The organism is Microbacterium pumilum (assembly GCF_039530225.1).
In the GTDB taxonomy this organism is placed as follows: domain Bacteria; phylum Actinomycetota; class Actinomycetes; order Actinomycetales; family Microbacteriaceae; genus Microbacterium; species Microbacterium pumilum.
In genome coordinates, this window is sequence record NZ_BAAAOH010000001.1 from 913,143 (window position 1) to 928,984 (window position 15,842).

The 15,842-nt window shown below is 69.0% G+C and carries 15 protein-coding genes; 6 read left to right on the forward strand and 9 right to left on the reverse strand.

Translation table 11 applies throughout. From position 1 onward, the window contains the following. Positions 1–10: 10 nt before the first annotated feature. The 3 genes from ABD188_RS04190 to ABD188_RS04200 are packed head-to-tail and all read right to left on the reverse strand — an operon-like array spanning position 11 to position 2,081. Positions 11–763, reverse strand: a complete 753-nt coding sequence (locus tag ABD188_RS04190) for a hypothetical protein (protein WP_344058813.1) — start codon at positions 761–763, stop codon at positions 11–13. After that, complete coding sequence (locus ABD188_RS04195; RefSeq protein WP_344058815.1) at positions 760–1,689, reverse strand: ABC transporter ATP-binding protein; 930 nt, start codon at positions 1,687–1,689, stop codon at positions 760–762. Before ABD188_RS04195 ends, ABD188_RS04190 begins: the two co-directional genes overlap by 4 nt. Further along, positions 1,686–2,081 (reverse strand): GntR family transcriptional regulator, encoded by a 396-nt coding sequence (locus ABD188_RS04200; RefSeq protein WP_344058817.1) that lies wholly within the window; start codon positions 2,079–2,081, stop codon positions 1,686–1,688. The genes ABD188_RS04195 and ABD188_RS04200 overlap by 4 nt, the downstream gene beginning before the upstream one ends. Before the next feature lie 139 nt (positions 2,082–2,220). Between ABD188_RS04200 and ABD188_RS04205 the strand changes: the two genes are divergently transcribed. Both ABD188_RS04205 and ABD188_RS04210 read left to right on the forward strand, forming a co-directional pair. Further along, a complete protein-coding gene (locus tag ABD188_RS04205) occupies positions 2,221–3,102 on the forward strand; it encodes a patatin-like phospholipase family protein (RefSeq protein ID WP_344058819.1) in 882 nt (293 codons plus the stop codon). 20 nt (positions 3,103–3,122) lie between these two features. Further along, positions 3,123–4,181 carry a 1-acyl-sn-glycerol-3-phosphate acyltransferase gene (locus ABD188_RS04210; RefSeq protein ID WP_344058821.1) on the forward strand — a complete coding sequence of 353 codons (1,059 nt, stop codon included), beginning with the start codon at positions 3,123–3,125 and terminating at the stop codon, positions 4,179–4,181. Positions 4,182–4,188: 7 nt separating this feature from the next. On the opposite strand, the gene ABD188_RS04215 is transcribed toward ABD188_RS04210, so the two are convergent. From ABD188_RS04215 to purL, 4 genes are all read right to left on the reverse strand, one after another. Next, positions 4,189–5,169: a hypothetical protein gene (locus ABD188_RS04215; RefSeq protein WP_344058823.1), complete on the reverse strand. Its 981-nt coding sequence runs from the start codon at positions 5,167–5,169 to the stop codon at positions 4,189–4,191. 85 nt (positions 5,170–5,254) lie between these two features. Further along, entirely contained in the window at positions 5,255–6,121 is an 867-nt protein-coding gene (locus ABD188_RS04220) for a hypothetical protein (protein ID WP_344058825.1), read from the reverse strand. A 52-nt stretch (positions 6,122–6,173) separates the two neighbouring features. Continuing rightward, a complete protein-coding gene (locus ABD188_RS04225) occupies positions 6,174–6,308 on the reverse strand; it encodes a hypothetical protein (RefSeq protein WP_344058826.1) in 135 nt (44 codons plus the stop codon). Positions 6,309–6,323: 15 nt separating this feature from the next. Continuing rightward, on the reverse strand, positions 6,324–8,717 hold the full coding sequence (gene purL, locus ABD188_RS04230; RefSeq protein ID WP_344058828.1) for a phosphoribosylformylglycinamidine synthase subunit PurL: 2,394 nt from the start codon (positions 8,715–8,717) through the stop codon (positions 6,324–6,326). Between the two features lie 135 nt (positions 8,718–8,852). On the opposite strand from purL, the gene ABD188_RS04235 reads away from it, so the two are divergent. The 4 genes from ABD188_RS04235 to ABD188_RS04250 all read left to right on the forward strand — a co-directional run bounded on the left by ABD188_RS04235 (position 8,853) and on the right by ABD188_RS04250 (position 12,059). Then, positions 8,853–9,368: a toxin-antitoxin system HicB family antitoxin gene (locus ABD188_RS04235; RefSeq protein WP_344058830.1), complete on the forward strand. Its 516-nt coding sequence runs from the start codon at positions 8,853–8,855 to the stop codon at positions 9,366–9,368. 1 nt (position 9,369) lies between these two features. After that, complete coding sequence (locus ABD188_RS04240) at positions 9,370–10,233, forward strand: DUF4097 family beta strand repeat-containing protein (RefSeq protein ID WP_344058832.1); 864 nt, start codon at positions 9,370–9,372, stop codon at positions 10,231–10,233. Positions 10,234–10,305: 72 nt separating this feature from the next. Beyond that, positions 10,306–11,259 (forward strand): ATP-binding cassette domain-containing protein, encoded by a 954-nt coding sequence (locus tag ABD188_RS04245; RefSeq protein ID WP_344058834.1) that lies wholly within the window; start codon positions 10,306–10,308, stop codon positions 11,257–11,259. Continuing rightward, positions 11,256–12,059 (forward strand): ABC transporter permease, encoded by an 804-nt coding sequence (locus ABD188_RS04250; RefSeq protein WP_344058836.1) that lies wholly within the window; start codon positions 11,256–11,258, stop codon positions 12,057–12,059. Before ABD188_RS04245 ends, ABD188_RS04250 begins: the two co-directional genes overlap by 4 nt. A 63-nt stretch (positions 12,060–12,122) precedes the next feature. On the opposite strand, the gene ABD188_RS04255 is transcribed toward ABD188_RS04250, so the two are convergent. Together ABD188_RS04255 and ABD188_RS04260 are read right to left on the reverse strand one after the other, a co-directional pair. Further along, the gene (locus ABD188_RS04255) at positions 12,123–14,300 is read right to left on the reverse strand and encodes an APC family permease (RefSeq protein WP_425561325.1); all 2,178 of its coding nucleotides are present in this window, start codon (positions 14,298–14,300) and stop codon (positions 12,123–12,125) included. Positions 14,301–14,412: 112 nt separating this feature from the next. After that, the gene (locus ABD188_RS04260; protein ID WP_344058840.1) at positions 14,413–15,717 is read right to left on the reverse strand and encodes an amidohydrolase; all 1,305 of its coding nucleotides are present in this window, start codon (positions 15,715–15,717) and stop codon (positions 14,413–14,415) included. Between the last annotated feature and the right edge of the window lie 125 nt (positions 15,718–15,842).

The following is a 15,842-nucleotide window of genomic DNA, read 5'->3' on the forward strand; positions in this document are numbered from 1 at the left end:
CAGGACCGGCCTACGGCACCGCGCGCCGGAGGGTGAGGAAGGCGGAGCCGGCGAGCACGACCGCGAGAACCAGCCCCCACAGCGACAGGCCCGTGACTCCCTGGGTGGCGATCCATTCGCCGACCACGCCCCACGCGTCCAGGCGGCCGATCGCCCACAGTCCGAGGACGAACAGGGCGCCGACGCCGACGAGCACGGCTGTCAGCCAGATCGATCCGAACCGCTTGTAGATCGTGGCGCACCAGAACCCGACCACGAAGAACAGCATCGCCAGCACGAAGTTGACGAGGAAGGCGCCGAGAGGCCCGTTCTCCCAGATCCACGGCAGTCCGAAGAACCACCCGTTCACTCCCCACCCATTCGTGGCGCGTTCGATGAGGCCGCCGACGACCGCGATCGCCGCGAGGATGGCGGAGGTCAGGGCTGCCGTGAGGAGCGTGCCGAGGTAGAACTCGCGCCGGCTCACGCTCATCGCCTGCGAGAACGGGAAGGTCAGCGTAAGGGCCTGGATGCCGACGATGCCGAAGTACCACAGCGGAGCCTGGGCGCCGCCCCCGTAGAAGGGACCGGGCACCCCGGAATTGGCAAGGATCACGTAGATCGCCAAGGCGAGGAAGAACGCGCCGCCCAGGATGATGAGCGGGATCCAGATGTAGGTCTGCTTGTTGATCAGCTGCATGCGGACGACACCCAGCGTGCGGTTGGCATGAGTCTGCGCGCCGGGGGTTCGGGGCGGAGCCCCATCGAGATGAGAAGTGCTCATGACAGTGCCCCTTCGTCGATCGCGGTGGCTTGGTCGTGGTCGTCCACGCCCGCCGCCGCGGCGTGCTGGGTGGTGCGGACGATGAGCTGCTGCAGCGACACCGGAGCGACTTCGAGGCCCGCCGCCGCGAGCCGTTCATGGTCAGCGGCGGTGAGTGCACCGAGGACGGTGACGGATGCCACGCGCCCGAGGCTCTCGCGGTGGATGACCTCGCGGCCGGCGACGAAGGCGTCGACGGCGGCGGCGTCGCCGACGATGTTCGCGGCGCGGTCGCGGACGGCATCCGTGTCTTCGTCCATGATGATCCGGCCGCGGTCGATCACGAGCACCTTCTCGATGAGGTTCGCCACCTCGTCGATCAGGTGGCTCGAGAGGATCACGGTGCGCGGGTGCTCGGTGTAGTCCTCGAGCAGCCGGTCGTAGAAGATCTGCCGAGCGACGGCATCCAGTCCGAGATAGGGCTCGTCGAAGAAGGTGATCTCGGCGCGGGAGGCGAGGCCGATGATCACGCCCACCGCCGAGAGCTGGCCGCGCGAGAGCTTCTTGATCCGGCGCTTCATGGGCAGCTGGAAGTCGTCGACGAGCCGCTCCGCAAGCTGCTGGTCCCAGTTCGGGAAGAACAGTCGCGCGGTGGCGAGAGCGTGCGACGGCTTCGCGTCGTCCGGATACTTCTGGCTCTCGCGCACGAAGCACATGCGCTGCAGGACTTTGGTGTTCTCATAGGGCTGCTGGCCGAACACCCGCATTTCGCCGCTCGTGGCGAAGTTCTGCGCGGTGAGTATCGACATCACGGTCGTCTTTCCGGCGCCGTTGCGGCCGAGCAGCCCGTAGATCGTGTCCTTCTCGATCGTGAAGCTCACGCGATCGACCGCGAGTGCGTCGCGATAGCGCTTGGTGAGGTTGGTCACCTCGATCACGCCGGTCATCGCTCGGCTCCTTCCGTGGGGGTGGCGATCGGCGCCGTGGCGGCGCGATCGCGGATGAGGCGGGTGAGGTCATCCGGCCCCAGCCCGAGCTTGCGTGCCTCGGCGAGGAGTGGGTCGACGAAGCGGTCGGCGAACACCGTGCGGCGCTCTTCCAGCAGCAGGTCACGGGCGCCAGGGGCGACGAACATGCCGATGCCGCGCCGCTTGTAGAGCACCCCCTTGTCGACGAGCATGTTGACTCCCTTGGCAGCGGTGGCGGGGTTGATCCGGTAGAAGGCAGCGAGCTCGTTCGTCGACGGCGCCTGGCCCTCTTCGGGCAGGCTCCGTTCGATGATGGAGTCCTCGACGCTCTCGGCGATCTGCAGGAAGAGCGCTCTGCCTTCTTCGATCACTGTCTCTCCGCCTGGTTGGTTAATTACTTGACTAACTAACCATGCAACGGTTCCACCGCGCTGTCAATACCCGATCTGGCGCATGCGGTCCGCGCCGCACATGATGGAGGCAGCCGGACGGCGGAACGGGTGGTGACAGATGGACTCTCCCGTAGCGTTCGTCCTCGGCGGCGGAGGAATCCGCGGTGCGGTGGAGATCGGGATGATCCAAGCGCTCTTGGAGGCCGGCATCCGGCCGGATGTCGTCGCCGGCACATCGATCGGCGCGATCAACGGCGCGCTGGTCGCCGCCGATCCCACACCGACCGTCGTCGACACGCTGATGCGCGCCTGGACCTCGCCAGAGGCGACCGCCGTGTACGGCGACTCGCTGGGCGCACAGGCATGGCGACTCATCAAGACCCAGACGCACCTCAACTCGCCCGCGCCGCTTCAGCGCATCCTCGAGCGCTCCCTCGGAGTTGACGCGCGGTTCGAGGACCTCGCCGTGCCGCTCCGCGTCGTGGCCGCGAACATCGAGCGGGCGGCCGAGCACGTGTTCGACTCCGGTCCGCTCATCCCGGCTGTGCTGGCCTCGGCCTCGGTGCCTGGGCTGCTGCCGGCCACCCGCATCGGAGACGAGCACTTCATCGACGGCGGCGTGGTCAATTCCATCCCGATCGATCAAGCGCTCGCGGCCGGCGCCCGCACCGTCTTCGTGCTGCAGGTGGGGCGGGTCGAGACGCCGCTCGAGGCGCCGACGTCGGCGGTCGGCGCGGCCCGCGTCGCGTTCGAGATCGCCAGACGTCATCGGTTCGCGCGTGACCTGGCGACGCTGCCCGACGGCGTCGTGCTGCATGTGCTGCCGAGCGGCGGCGCGCTCGAGGGGGACGACTCGCTCATGGCGTTCCGGCGCATCGAGACGGTGCATCGCCGGATCGATCAGGCCTACGTCGCCGGCAAAGGGTTCCTGCGAGACCACGGACTCGTCGGCTACAGCACCTCGACCGGTCCGGCGGGCACGGAAACTGGCTCCCGCTGATGCGGCCGCCGCCCCGGTGGGTGAGACGCCTCGTCATCGCGCCGATCGTGGTCGTGCTCGGCATCGTCGCGCTGGTCGCGACACCGCTCGCGTTCCTCATCTTCCTCGCGCTCATCGCGCTGGTGCCCCGTCACATCCGCGCGCTCCGGGTGGTCTGGCTCGCTTTCGTCTACCTGGTGTGGGATGCCGCGGTGCTCGTCGCGCTGTTCCTGCTGTGGATCGCATCGGGGTTCGGGTGGAAGCTGCGCGCGCCCGCGTTCCGGCGCGCTCACTACGGTCTCGCCGGACTGGCGCTACGGGTGCTGTTCTGGGTGTTCGGCTCGTCGCTGCGCCTCAAGATCGAGACTGCGCAGGCGGATGCCCGTGAAGAGGCCTATGCGTCGGTGGCGAGTGTCTTCTCCACCGGGATACCGCTCATCGTGGCGAGCCGTCACGCGGGTCCCGGGGACTCGTTCATCCTGATCCACGTGCTGCTCAACGCGGCGCATCGGATGCCCCGCATCGTGCTCGCGCAGAAGCTCCAGTGGGATGCCGCCATCGACGCGATGCTGAGCCGCATCCCTTCGCGCTTCATCGCGCCTGCAGGCTTCGGGCCCGGCAAGACGGGCGGTGGATCGGCGGTCGAGGCCGAGATCGGCGACCTCGCCCGGGGGATGGCCGCAGACGACGCGCTCGTGATCTTCCCCGAGGGAGGCAACTTCACGACCCGCCGGCGGCGGAGCCGCATCGATCGGCTGCGGGGCGCGGGGCGCGAGGAGATGGCCGAGCGCGCCGAAGCGCTCACTCACGTCATGGCGCCGCATCCCGGCGGTGTGCATGCCGCCCTGTGCGCGAGCGACTCGGACGTCGTCTTCGTCGCCCACACCGGGCTCGAGCGGCTCGTCACGCTCGGCGACATCTGGCAGGCGCTGCCCATGGACAAGCGCATCACGATGCGCGCATGGCGCGTTCCGCGGGCCGAGGTCCCCGAGGGCCTCGACGCACAGGCGGCATGGCTGTTCGACTGGTTCGCGCGCATCGACAGGTGGATCGAGGCGCATTCCGATCCTGAGCCGGGGAACCCTCACACAACGGGCTGAGGACGGCTCAAGGTCGGGGCTTGGGGTGCACCACGCGGCCGGGAGTCGTGTCAGCGCTTCGCGCCGGCACCGGCCAGGGCGCTGCTTTCGAGTCGTGCGGTGTGCTGGATGCCTGCTGAGACGGCGTCGACGGCTGCGGCGGCGTCGTGCTCGGTCGCGGCGGTGAGCTCTGGCCCGTAGGTGCCGGCTTCGAGGTGTCGGATGACGGGGCACCGGGCGTCTGCGGGGCGCTCCGGGTGATCTCGAGCATGACCTGCGACTCGAGCACCTCGATGGCGCCGTCCGAAAGCGAAATGAGACCGTCGAGCTCCTCGCGCACCCGCCGGTACGCGAGCTGGCGCTCCGCCGGGGTGGCCGCCTCGTCGATCGCGACGGTCAGCAGCTGCTTGGCGGTGTCGAGCCGCTTGCGCTCCACCTCGGTGAAGCTCGAGTCCTTGATCCGCCGCGCATCGCGCTCCGCGACGTCGAACGCGACCTCGTAGTCGGCGACCGCATTCCGGTACTCGGCCAGCTGCTCGCGCGTGAGCCGTGCCTTCGCCGAAGCGGGCCGCAGGCCGTCGGCGATCCGCTTCGCTCGAAGGAAGGCGGCCGTCAACGGCTGCCTGCCATCGCTCATCGCGGGAAAGGCGATGGTCTTGGCGACATCCAATTCGTACTCGAGCCAGCGCGAGGTGACCTCGTCATGTGACGCGAACAGGCGTTCGAGCTGCGAGCCGGTGGGGACCGAAGTGGGGTTCTTCCACGGCGTCATGTCGGCCATGAGAGAGTTCTGCGCCGGCGCCTGCTGAGTGATCGGCACGGGGCCGGTGACTCCGCGGGCCGCCGCTTGCGCCGACTTGAGCTCGGCCTTGGCCTTCAGAACTTCGAGCCGCCGACGGTGGCGTCGCCGGGCGCCGCGCTCCCAGGCGCTGCCGACGCTGGCCACCACACCCATGACGGGGAAGATGAGCCACCAGAAGTTCCCGAGGAACGTGAAGAAGGGCTCCACCCTGTCATGGTAACGGGCGTGCGGCGCCGCGGTCTCGGGGAGGTAGCTGAGTGACCGGGCCCGGGGAACCGCGGGCCCGCCGCCGTCAACCCTGTGGTGGCGGCGCGGAGCGCCAGGCGGGTGCCGGCCAGGTGGGTCGGGGAGGCGTCGGCGGGTCGGTGCTCCGCGGCGCGGATGGCGAGGGTGGAGACTCCACGGGGCCGGTCATGGTGCGGAGCATCTCGGCAGCGCGTGGCAGCCACGGCGGGATCGAGATCGTCACCGGCCCCCAGGACAGATCGGAGACGTTGTCGCGGGCGATCCCCAGCGCGTCGCGCTCCGCCTCTTCGAAGGCGGCCTCGGCTGAGCCCACCGCGTCGCGATAGGCGAGATACGTCGTCGGCGTGACTCGATCGCTCGTTGCGGCGCTGCGCAGCTCCTGCGCGTCCCGCTGGGCGCGAAGGAATGCCAGCGTCGTGGGATGCTGCGCATCGAGCATCTGCGGAAAGGCCAGAGCCTTCGCGGGATCCGTCTCATACGAGAGCCACCGTGCCGTCACCGCATCTTGGCGCGCGACGAGCACCTCTATCGGGAGCGGGGCACCGGGGGTTCGGGAGTGATACTGCACCCGCGCCGCCTGGATGCGGCTGCGGGCGGCGCGAAGGTTCAACGACGCGGACCACTCGCGATCCTTCATGGCAGCCGCCCGCCGCCGCGCCTCGGCGAGCACCGAAGCGGGGGCGTCTCGACGAGCCTTCGTGGCCAGCACATCGCCCTTCGCGGCGCGGGAGTCGGCGCGAGCGGCGAGGAGGCTGCGGTAGGCGAGCCGCTCCTCGTACTGCGCAGCGTCGAGTTCGAGTCGCCTTGCCCGGCGCCGGTTCGTCGTCACGGCGCGGTATCCCGCCGCTCCGGCGCCCGCGGCGACCGGTGCGGCCCACCACCATGACTCGACGAAGAGCAGGAAGGCCTCCACCCTGCCATGGTAGCCGCGACGCTCATCCGCTGGCTCGGCTCGAAGACGACTGTCAGCCGAAGAGGAGAGCGAAGACCGTGGCACCGCCGCCGACGATGATCAGCGAGATGATGACGACCCACGCGATGACCTTCACACGCTTCTGCCGGGCCTCGTGGTAGTCGCCGTACTCGTCCTCGTTCGCCATGGTGCAATCCTACGGTCAGGCGGGTTCGACGACCGTCGGCCCGAAGGCCGCGGGCAGCGTCGAGCGTGACAGGCCGCGCAGTTCGGCGAGCGGCACCGTGAACAGGCCCTGCACCTCGAGCGCCGGCTCATCCCCATCAGCGGCGGCATCGGTCACGCCGATCCGCAGCACCGGGTAGCCACGGCCCTCGCACAGCCCGCGGAACTTCACGTCATCCTCACGGGGAACCGACACGATGACGCGTCCGGTGGACTCCGAGAACAGGGCGGATGCGGCATCCACCCCGTCACGGTCCATCAGCTCGGTGAGCCACACTCGCGCGCCGACTCCGAACCGCATGACCGCTTCGGCGAGTGCCTGGGCGAGTCCGCCCGACGACAGGTCGTGGGCGCTCGAGACGAGTGACTGCAGGGATGCCGCGTGCAGCAGCCCGGCGAGACGCTTCTCGTGTGCGAGGTCGACCGCGGGCGGGCGGCCGCCCAGGTGCCCGTGCACCGTGCCCGCCCAGGCGGATCCGCTGAGCTCGGCCGATGTCACGCCCAGGAGGTAGATGTTCTCACCCGGATCCTGCCACCCCGACGGCACGCGACGGGCGACGTCGTCGATGATCCCGAGCACGCCGACCACCGGGGTCGGGAAGATCGGCTGGTCGCCGGTCTGGTTGTAGAACGAGACGTTGCCGCCGGTGACCGGGATGCCGAGCTCGAGGCATCCGTCCGACAGTCCCTCGACCGCGCGCGAGAACTGCCACATCACTTCGGGGTTCTCGGGGCTGCCGAAGTTCAGGCAGTCGGTGACCGCGGTCGGCACCGCCCCCGTGACGGCGACGTTGCGGTACGCCTCGGCCAGGGCGAGCTTCGCGCCCTCGTACGGGTCGAGCTGGCAGAACCGGCCGTTGCAGTCCGTGGCGATCGCGAAGCCCAGGCCGGAGTGCTCGTCGACGCGGATCATGCCGGCGTCGTCGGGGAACGACAGCGCGGTGTTGCCCATCACGAAGTAGTCGTACTGGTTCGTCACCCACGAGGTGTCGGCGAGGTTCGGGCTCGCGACCAGCTGCGTGAACTGCCGGCGGAGCGTATCGGCGTCCACGTCGCGCACCAGCGCGGCCGCGGAATCGTCGCGCAGCGCGTCGATCCAGGTCGGGTACGCGACGGGCCGTTCGTAGACGGGTCCGTCGACGGCGACCGTCGAGGGGTCGACATCCACGATCTGCTCGCCGTGCCAGAAGATCTTGAGGCGCCCGTCGCCGGTGACCTCGCCCAGCACGCTGGTCTCGACATCCCACTTCTCGACCACCGCGAGGAAGGCGTCGAGCTTCTCGGGAGCCACGATCGCCATCATGCGCTCCTGGCTCTCGCTCATGAGGATCTCCTCGGGGGTGAGCGTGGGGTCGCGAAGCAGCACTTTCTCGAGGTCGACGCGCATGCCGCTGCCGCCGTTCGCGGCCAGCTCGCTCGTCGCGCACGAGATGCCGGCGGCGCCGAGATCCTGGATCGCTTCGACGAGTTCACGCTGGTAGAGCTCGAGGCAGCACTCGATGAGCACCTTCTCGGCGAACGGGTCGCCGACCTGCACCGCCGGGCGCTTGGTCGGGCCGGTCGAGTCGAACGAGTCGGATGCGAGAATGGATGCTCCGCCGATGCCGTCCCCGCCGGTGCGGGCTCCGAACAGGACGACCTGGTTGCCGGCGCCGGATGCGTTCGCGAGCTTGAGGTCTTCGTGGCGGAGGACACCGACCGCGAGGGCGTTCACCAGCGGGTTGCCCTGGTAGACGGCGTCGAACACGGTCTCGCCGCCGATGTTCGGCAGGCCGAGGCAGTTGCCGTAGAACGAGATGCCGCTCACGACGCCGTGGACGACGCGCGCGGTGTCGGGATGGTCGATGGCGCCGAAGCGTAGCTGGTCCATGACGGCCACCGGCCGGGCGCCCATGGAGATGATGTCGCGCACGATGCCGCCGACACCGGTCGCAGCGCCCTGGAACGGCTCGATGTAGCTGGGGTGATTGTGGGACTCGACCTTGAACGTGACGGCCCAGCCCTCGCCGATGTCGACGACGCCGGCGTTCTGGCCCATGCCCACCATCAGGCGGGTCTTCATCTCATCCGACACCTTCTCGCCGAACTGGCGGAGGTAGATCTTGCTCGACTTGTAGGAGCAGTGCTCCGACCACATCACCGAGTACATCGCCAGCTCGCCGCTGGTGGGGCGCCGACCGAGGATCTCGCGGATGCGGGCATACTCGTCGGGTTTGAGTCCGAGCGCCGCGTACGGCTGCTCCTTCTCGGGCGTCGCCGCCGCATTGTCGACGGTGTCGGCGGCAGGTCGCGCCGCGGTGGTCTGAGAGGGGGTGGTCACGCGGCTGAGCTCCAGGATCGGGCGGATGCAGAATCGGGTGCCGGACGACATCCATCCTATCTGCGCGGCTCGGTCGCGCCGGGCGGTCGCCCCTTTCGCTGCGTGATGTCCGTCTGGTGTCGCTGTGACGTCAGATAGTGGCATCCGAGGATTGACATGACGTCAGAGTAGTGTCAAAGTGGTGTCATGCAGATCTCATCACACATCGAGGCGCTGCAGCGCCAACTGCTGTCCGCGGCCGCGGCGGGCGGGCCGGAGACCGAAGAGGTCGCGGGCCGCCTGGCCGCCGCTCTCGAGGCGGCCGCGCGGTTGGCGATCCTCGACGCGTTGACCGACGCGGCCGGTGAGATCTCGCGAGACCTCGCTCCAGGCTCGGTCGACGTGCGCCTGCGGGGACGCGACGTCGAGTTCGCCGTCACCTCACCCGCCGTGATCGAGGCCGCTCCGGTGGATCGGACCGCTCCCACGGCGACCGCCCGGCAGCCTTCGGCCGCTGACGCCGTGGACGACGCGGAGGATGCGTCGACGTCGCGCACGACCCTCCGACTGCCCGACGCGTTGAAGCTCCGCGCCGAGGCAGCCGCCGCGAGCGAGGGCGTATCGCTCAACACGTGGCTCGTGCGGGCGATCGGCACGGCGCTCGAGCCCAAGCCGGACCAGCCCGCGTCGCGGTCTTCGCAGTACTCCGGATGGGTGCGCTGACATGACCGTCTATCCGGTCGCCGGCCCCGCCTCGTGCCGCATCGAGGTGCAGATGGGTCGCGTCGAGGTCATCGCCGAACAGCGCGACGACGTGAGTGTCGAGATCGCACCTGCGAATCCGCGCCGCTCGGGTGATCGGAGTGCCGCAGAGGGGGTTCGGGTCACGCACGCCGGCGCCGACGTCAGCATCATCGGACCGTACCGGCTGAATCTGTTCGGGCCGGGCGACTCGGTCGAGGTCGTGGTGCGCGTGCCAGAGGCGTCCGATGCGTCGGTGTCGGTGAAGTACGGCTCGACGCACCTCTCGGGAAGCCTCGGCACCGTGCGACTGGCCCTCGACTACGGCGATGCCACCATCGAGCGCGCGGGGCGCGCCGATCTCGGGCTCGGTCACGGCGAGCTTCGCGTCGAGAACATTTCGGGCGACGCGGATGTGACGCTCAAGTCGGGGCGGGCCCGCATCCGTCATGTCGGCGGGGCGCTGCGGCTCAAAGGCTCGGATGCCGGCATCGACGTCGGCACGGTCGTCGGCATGGCCGACATCGCCACGTCGAGCGGCGTCGTGCAGCTGGGCGACCCCGGTCCGGCGCTGACGGTGCGATCCGCCTACGGACCCGTCCGCATCCGCGAGCTCACACGCGGCGCCGCGCGCATCGAGGCCTCGTATGGCGCGGTGACCCTCGGGGTGCGCCGAGGGACGCCGGTCTGGCTCGACGCATCGAGCAGGCATGGCATCGTGCGCAACGACCTGTCGGCCGACCCCGGACCCGCCGACGGCGAAGACACCCTCGAGGTGCACGCCCGCACCGGCTACGGCGACATCAGCCTGCATCGCGCGTCACCCGGAGCCGCCGAGAGTCTCTGACGCACGCGCTCCACCACCGCCGGGTCACGTGCCCCGTCGGTCTCTCCACCAACCGAAAGAAGGGGAACGACGATGACCGCTGCCATCGAGACGACACGGCTCACGAAGTCGTTCGGCGACCAGGTCGTGCTGGACCGCATCGATCTCGACATCCCGTCGGGCGGCGTGTTCGCTCTGCTCGGACCGAACGGCGCCGGCAAGACGACCATGATCCACATCCTCTCCACCCTGCTGCGACCCGACGCGGGAACAGCACGCGTCGCCGGCCACGATGTCGTGCGCCAGGCCGAAGCCGTCCGCGCCGCGATCGGCGTGACCGGTCAGTTCTCGGCCGTCGACGCCCTCATGACGGGCGAGGAGAACCTGCGCCTCATGGCCGACCTCCGTCACCTCGGACGCAGCGAGGGCAGGAGGCGCGTTGCGGAGCTGCTCGAGCGTTTCGAGCTGACGGATGCCGCGCGCAAGCCGCTCGCGATCTACTCCGGGGGCATGCGCCGCCGACTCGACCTGGCGATGACCCTGATCTCGCGGCCGGCGATCGTCTTCCTGGACGAACCGACCACCGGCCTGGATCCCCGCAGCCGCGCCGAGATGTGGAGCATCGTGCGCGAACTCGTCGCAGCCGGCACGACGATCCTGCTGACGACGCAGTACCTGGAGGAGGCCGACCAGCTCGCCGACCGCATCGCAGTGATGAACGCGGGCACGATCGTCGCCGACGGGACACCGGCCGAACTGAAGCGGGTCGTGCCCGGTGGCCGCATCCGTCTCGAGTTCGACGATTCGGAGTCGGTGGATGCGGCGGCCCGCGCGTTCGCGGACGCCACCCGCGACGACCAGGCGCTGGCGATCGATGTGCCGAGCGACGGCGGGTTCGCCTCGCTCCGTTCATTGATGGACCGCCTCGACCACGACGGGCTCGAGGCCCGTTCGCTCAGCATCCACACTCCGGACTTGGACGACGTCTTCTTCAGCCTGACCGGCCGAGCGGGCGCCGCCGGAACCGCTGAGAAGGAGGTGGCATGATGAACGCCCTGCTGTACACCGTGACCGACGCGCTGACGATGTCGCGCCGCAACCTCGTGCATGCGTTGAGGTACCCGCTCATCGCGTACCTCATCGCGCTGCCGGTCGTCTTCCTGCTGCTGTTCGTCTACGTGCTCGGCGGCACGCTCGGCGCGGGCCTTCCCGGTGCCGGCCTCCCCGCCGGCGGCACGGCGTCGTACCTCCAGTACGTCGTGCCGGGAGTGCTTCTGCTCTCTGTCGCAGGCGGCGCCACGGGGCCTGCGATCTCGGTCTCGCAGGACATGACCGAGGGGATCATCGCGCGCTTCCGCACCATGAACATCTCGCGATCGGCGGTGCTCGGCGGCCACGTCATCGGCAACCTCATCCAGCTCATGCTCGCGACGATCGTGGTGATCGGCATCGCCGTGCTGATCGGGTTCCGCGCACCCGCGAATGTCTGGGGTTGGCTCGGCACTGTCGGCGTGCTCACCCTGATCGCCTTCGCCATGTGCTGGCTCGGGGTCGCGTTCGGCGTCTACGCCAGGGGCGTCGAGAGTGCGAGCAACCTGCCGATGCCGATCATGATCCTGCCGCTCCTCGGCAGCGGCTTCGTGCCGACCGACTCGATGCCTGCGTGGCTGCAGTGGTTCGCCGAGTGGCAGCCGTTCACGCCGTTCACCGAGACGGTGCGGTCGCTGCTGTTCGGCACGCCGATGGAGATGAACGGATGGCTCACGCTGGCGTGGTGCGCGGGCATCGCGATCGTCGGCTGGGTGTGGGCCCGCTACCTGTACGAGCGGAAGTCGGTGCGCCCGTAGCCCACCGATCGCTGAGCCGCAGGCCGGTCGCATCGGCCCTTCGACAAGCTCAGGGACCGGGGATCAGGATGCCGGAGGGGCGGACGTTATCGGCACCGACGGGTCGGGATCCTCGGCGGTCAGCCCACCACGCTCCTGACCCGGAAGCGGACGCGAGCGGCGGCCGTAGATGAGCTCCGACGAGTCGAGCAGCCACGGCACGAGGTTGATCGACACCCCGTGGATGAGCATGAGCTGGTTGGCGATGCGCCGCGAGCGGCGGTTGTGCAGGATCGTCTCCCACCAGTGGCCGACGATGTACTGCGGCAGGTAGACCGTCACGATCGACGATCCGTGCGACGCCCGATATTCGCGGATGAACTGCGCCACCGGACTCGCGAAGGTGCGGTACGGCGACTCGATGATCACCAGCGGAATCGGGATCTCGTGCTTCTGCCACTGACGCTGCAGGGCCTCGGACTCCTCCTTGCTCACTGCGACATGGATGGCGAGAGTCTTGTCGTGCGTCGCGGCCAGAGCGTAGTCGATGGCCTTGATCACCGGCTTCTGCAGCCGATTGACGAGGATGAGGGCGACATCCCCCTCCGACCCGAAGTGCGTCTGGTCGTCTACCGCGATCTCGTGCTCGACGTCGCGGTAGTAGCGGTTCACGCCGATCATCAGGGTCGCGAGGATCGGGATCATGATGAAGACCAGATACGCACCGTGCGTGAACTTCGTGATGGTGACGATCACGAGCACGAAGACGGTGAGCGTCGCTCCGACGGAGTTGATGACGAGCCCGATCTTCGCGCCTCGCCGCTCGCGGCGGATGCCCTGCGGCGAGATGGGCGTGAAGCCAGGCACGGCGCGCGATGCGACGGCCGACGGACCGTCCTGCGGCAGGGTGCTCAGCGAGGTCCAGGCGGCCGTGTCGACGGCGGTCGCGGCGACCTGCTCGGTCGTGGCGAGGTCTCGCAGCAGCCGTCGCCAATGGCGCACCATGCCGATCTGACCCAGGGAGAACGAGATGAAGACGCCGATGATGTAGAGCTGGATGAGAGTGGTGAGATTCGCCTGGAAGATGACCAGGATGCCGATCGCCGCGATGCCCAGGATGACCATGCCGTTCGAGAACACGAGTCGGTCGCCGCGGGTGTTGAGCGCCTTCGGCGCGTAGCCGTCGCGGGCGAGGACGGAGCCCAGCAAGGGGAACCCGTTGAACGCCGTGTTCGCGGCGAGCAGGAGGACGCAGGCCGTCGCCGCCTGGATGACGAAGAACGGGATGGACCCGACGCCGAAGGTCGCACCCGCGACCTGCGCCATGAGGCTCGGCTGCGGCTGATTCTCGCAGTCGAAGCCCTGCAGGTTGCAGGGGTCCTCGGAGTAGTGGACTCCCGAGTACAGCGCCAGGGCGGTGAGCCCGGCGAACAGCAGGACCGCGATCGTGCCCATGAGCACGAGCGTCGCCTGCGCGTTGCGCACCTTCGGCTTGCGGAACGCCGGCACGCCATTGGCCACCGCTTCGACGCCGGTCAGTGCCGAGCATCCGCTCGAGAAGGCACGCAGCACGAGCAGGATGAAGGCGGCCTGGGTCAGAGATTGCCCCTGCACCGTGTAGTCGGCGCTCGACGCCACGGGTGGGTCGCCGAGGGCCGTACGTGCGAGACCGATGACGATCATGAGCGCGACAGACCCGATGAAGATGTAGGTCGGCAGCGCGAACACGAGTGACGCCTCGCGCACGCCGCGAAGGTTCACGATGACGATCACGATCACGAAGCCGACCGCGAGCTCGACCCGCCAGGGGTTCAGCTCGGGCACCGCGGAGATGATGTTGTCGACTCCCGATGCGACCGAAACAGCGACGGTCAGCACGTAGTCGACCAGCAGCGCCGAGGCCACGACCACGCCGGGGATCTCACCCAGGTTCTTCGAGGCGACCTCGTAGTCTCCGCCGCCGGAGGGGTAGGCCTTGATGAGCTGGCGATAGCTGATCACGACCACCGCCAGGACGATGACGACGGCCAGTGCGATCCACGGCGCGAAGACGAGGAACGCAAGTCCTCCGGTGAGGAGGATCATCAGCAGCTCCTGCGGAGCGTAGGCCACCGAGCTCAGTGCGTCCGACGCGAAGATCGGCAGAGCCATCTTCTTCGGCAGCAGCTGGTCGTCGAGTTTGTGCGAGGTGAGCGGGTCGCCGATGATGAGGCGCTTGGCGATCGGGGGCTCATCCCGCGGCTCGCGACTTTCAGTTGTCACGGCGGGCGACACTACGCCTGTCGGGGGCACTGTGCAATCTGGATCGCCGCGAGAGTGAACACATCGCGCAGACGTCCACTGCGGGTGCGCGGGGAACGACGGTGGCGCGGGCTCAGCGCGAGCCCAGGAACTCCCTCGCCGCGACCACGAGCGCGTCGACGCCGCGCGTCAGCGTGGGCTGCAGCACGGGTGCGAAGAAGGGCGAGTGGTTCGTCGGAACGTCTCGCTCGATCGTGCCGGCGGCTGCGGCATCCGCGTACTGCTGCGGGTCGACCCCTCCCCAGAACCAGAAGACGAGCGGAACGCCGGCCTCGCGGGCGAACCACGACACGTCCTCGCTGCCCGTGAACATGCCCGGGTCGATGACGGTGCCGGCACCGAACTCGCGGTCGAACGCGGCCGTCACACGCGCCGTGGCGTCGACGTCGTTGATGGTCGGCGGGAGGGTGTGGTCGACGACGATCACAGGCTGCTCTTCGGCTCCGGATGCCGCGGCCTCCGCCCGGACGACCCGCTCCACCTTGGCCATCACCCGTTCGCGCGCCTCCTCGTCGGGGTAGCGAAGGCTCAGTTCGAGCTTCGCCTCGGCGGGGATGATGTTGTTCTTGAGCCCGGCGTGGATCGATCCCACGGTGACCACCGCGACATCCCGCGGGTCGACCTCGCGAGAGACGATCGTCTGCAGCCGCATCACTGTCGCGGCTGCCATGACGACAGGATCGATCGTGGAGTGGGGGCGTGAGCCGTGCCCGCCGCGGCCGTGAAGCGTGACGGTGAGGCCGTCGGATGCCGCCATCTGGGTGCCGGGGCGGACGCCGATGACGCCGGAGGGCAGGGGTGTGACGTGCTGGCCGAGCACGACGTCGGGCCTGGGGAAGCGATCGAGCACGCCGTCTGCGATCATCGCCTGCGACCCGGCGCCGTACTCCTCGGCGGGCTGGAAGATGGCCACGAGCGTGCCCGACCACTCGTCGCCCACCGCGACCAGGCGTTCGAGCGCACCCAGCAGAGCCGTGACGTGCATGTCGTGCCCGCACGCGTGCATCACGGGCACATCGGTGCCCGAAGGGTCGGTCCCGCGTGCCGTGCTCGCATATTCGAGGCCGGTGCGCTCCTCGACCGGAAGGGCATCCATGTCGGCGCGGAGCCACACGACCGGGCCCTCGGCCCCTGAGCTCGTCGTGCCCTCGGTCCCTGAGCTTGTCGTGGCCTGCCCAGAGCTTGTCGTGGCCTGCCCAGAGCTTGTCGAAGGGTTTCGGATGACGGCGGCGACGCCGGTCTTGCCGATGCCCTCTTCGAACTCGATGCCGAGGTCGGTGAGGTGGCGCGTGATGATCCCCGCGGTCCGCGTCTCCTGGAACGACAGCTCGGGATGCCGGTGCAGGTCGATGTAGAGGGCTTCGAGGTCGATCGTCATGACCCCGAGCCTAACCGCGTGCTCGCCGCGGTTCCGTCCGGCCGGCTCGCCTCACCTCCCCCCCAACCGGTTACGGACGCGACGCGCCGCGGCGCGCACCGCGGCGACGGCGTGTCGCGTCCGTA

Bases quoted from the DNA above. Each gene is read 5' to 3' on its own strand.
- ABD188_RS04190 (WP_344058813.1), bottom strand. From the start codon at position 763: ATGAGCACTTCTCATCTCGATGGGGCTCCGCCCCGAACCCCCGGCGCG.
- ABD188_RS04195 (WP_344058815.1), bottom strand. From the start codon at position 1,689: ATGACCGGCGTGATCGAGGTGACCAACCTCACCAAGCGCTATCGCGAC.
- ABD188_RS04205 (WP_344058819.1), top strand. From the start codon at position 2,221: ATGGACTCTCCCGTAGCGTTCGTCCTCGGCGGCGGAGGAATCCGCGGT.
- ABD188_RS04225 (WP_344058826.1), bottom strand. From the start codon at position 6,308: ATGGCGAACGAGGACGAGTACGGCGACTACCACGAGGCCCGGCAGAAG.
- purL (WP_344058828.1), bottom strand. From the start codon at position 8,717: ATGTCGTCCGGCACCCGATTCTGCATCCGCCCGATCCTGGAGCTCAGC.
- ABD188_RS04235 (WP_344058830.1), top strand. From the start codon at position 8,853: ATGCAGATCTCATCACACATCGAGGCGCTGCAGCGCCAACTGCTGTCC.
- ABD188_RS04240 (WP_344058832.1), top strand. From the start codon at position 9,370: ATGACCGTCTATCCGGTCGCCGGCCCCGCCTCGTGCCGCATCGAGGTG.
- ABD188_RS04245 (WP_344058834.1), top strand. From the start codon at position 10,306: ATGACCGCTGCCATCGAGACGACACGGCTCACGAAGTCGTTCGGCGAC.
- ABD188_RS04250 (WP_344058836.1), top strand. From the start codon at position 11,256: ATGATGAACGCCCTGCTGTACACCGTGACCGACGCGCTGACGATGTCG.
- ABD188_RS04260 (WP_344058840.1), bottom strand. From the start codon at position 15,717: ATGACGATCGACCTCGAAGCCCTCTACATCGACCTGCACCGGCATCCC.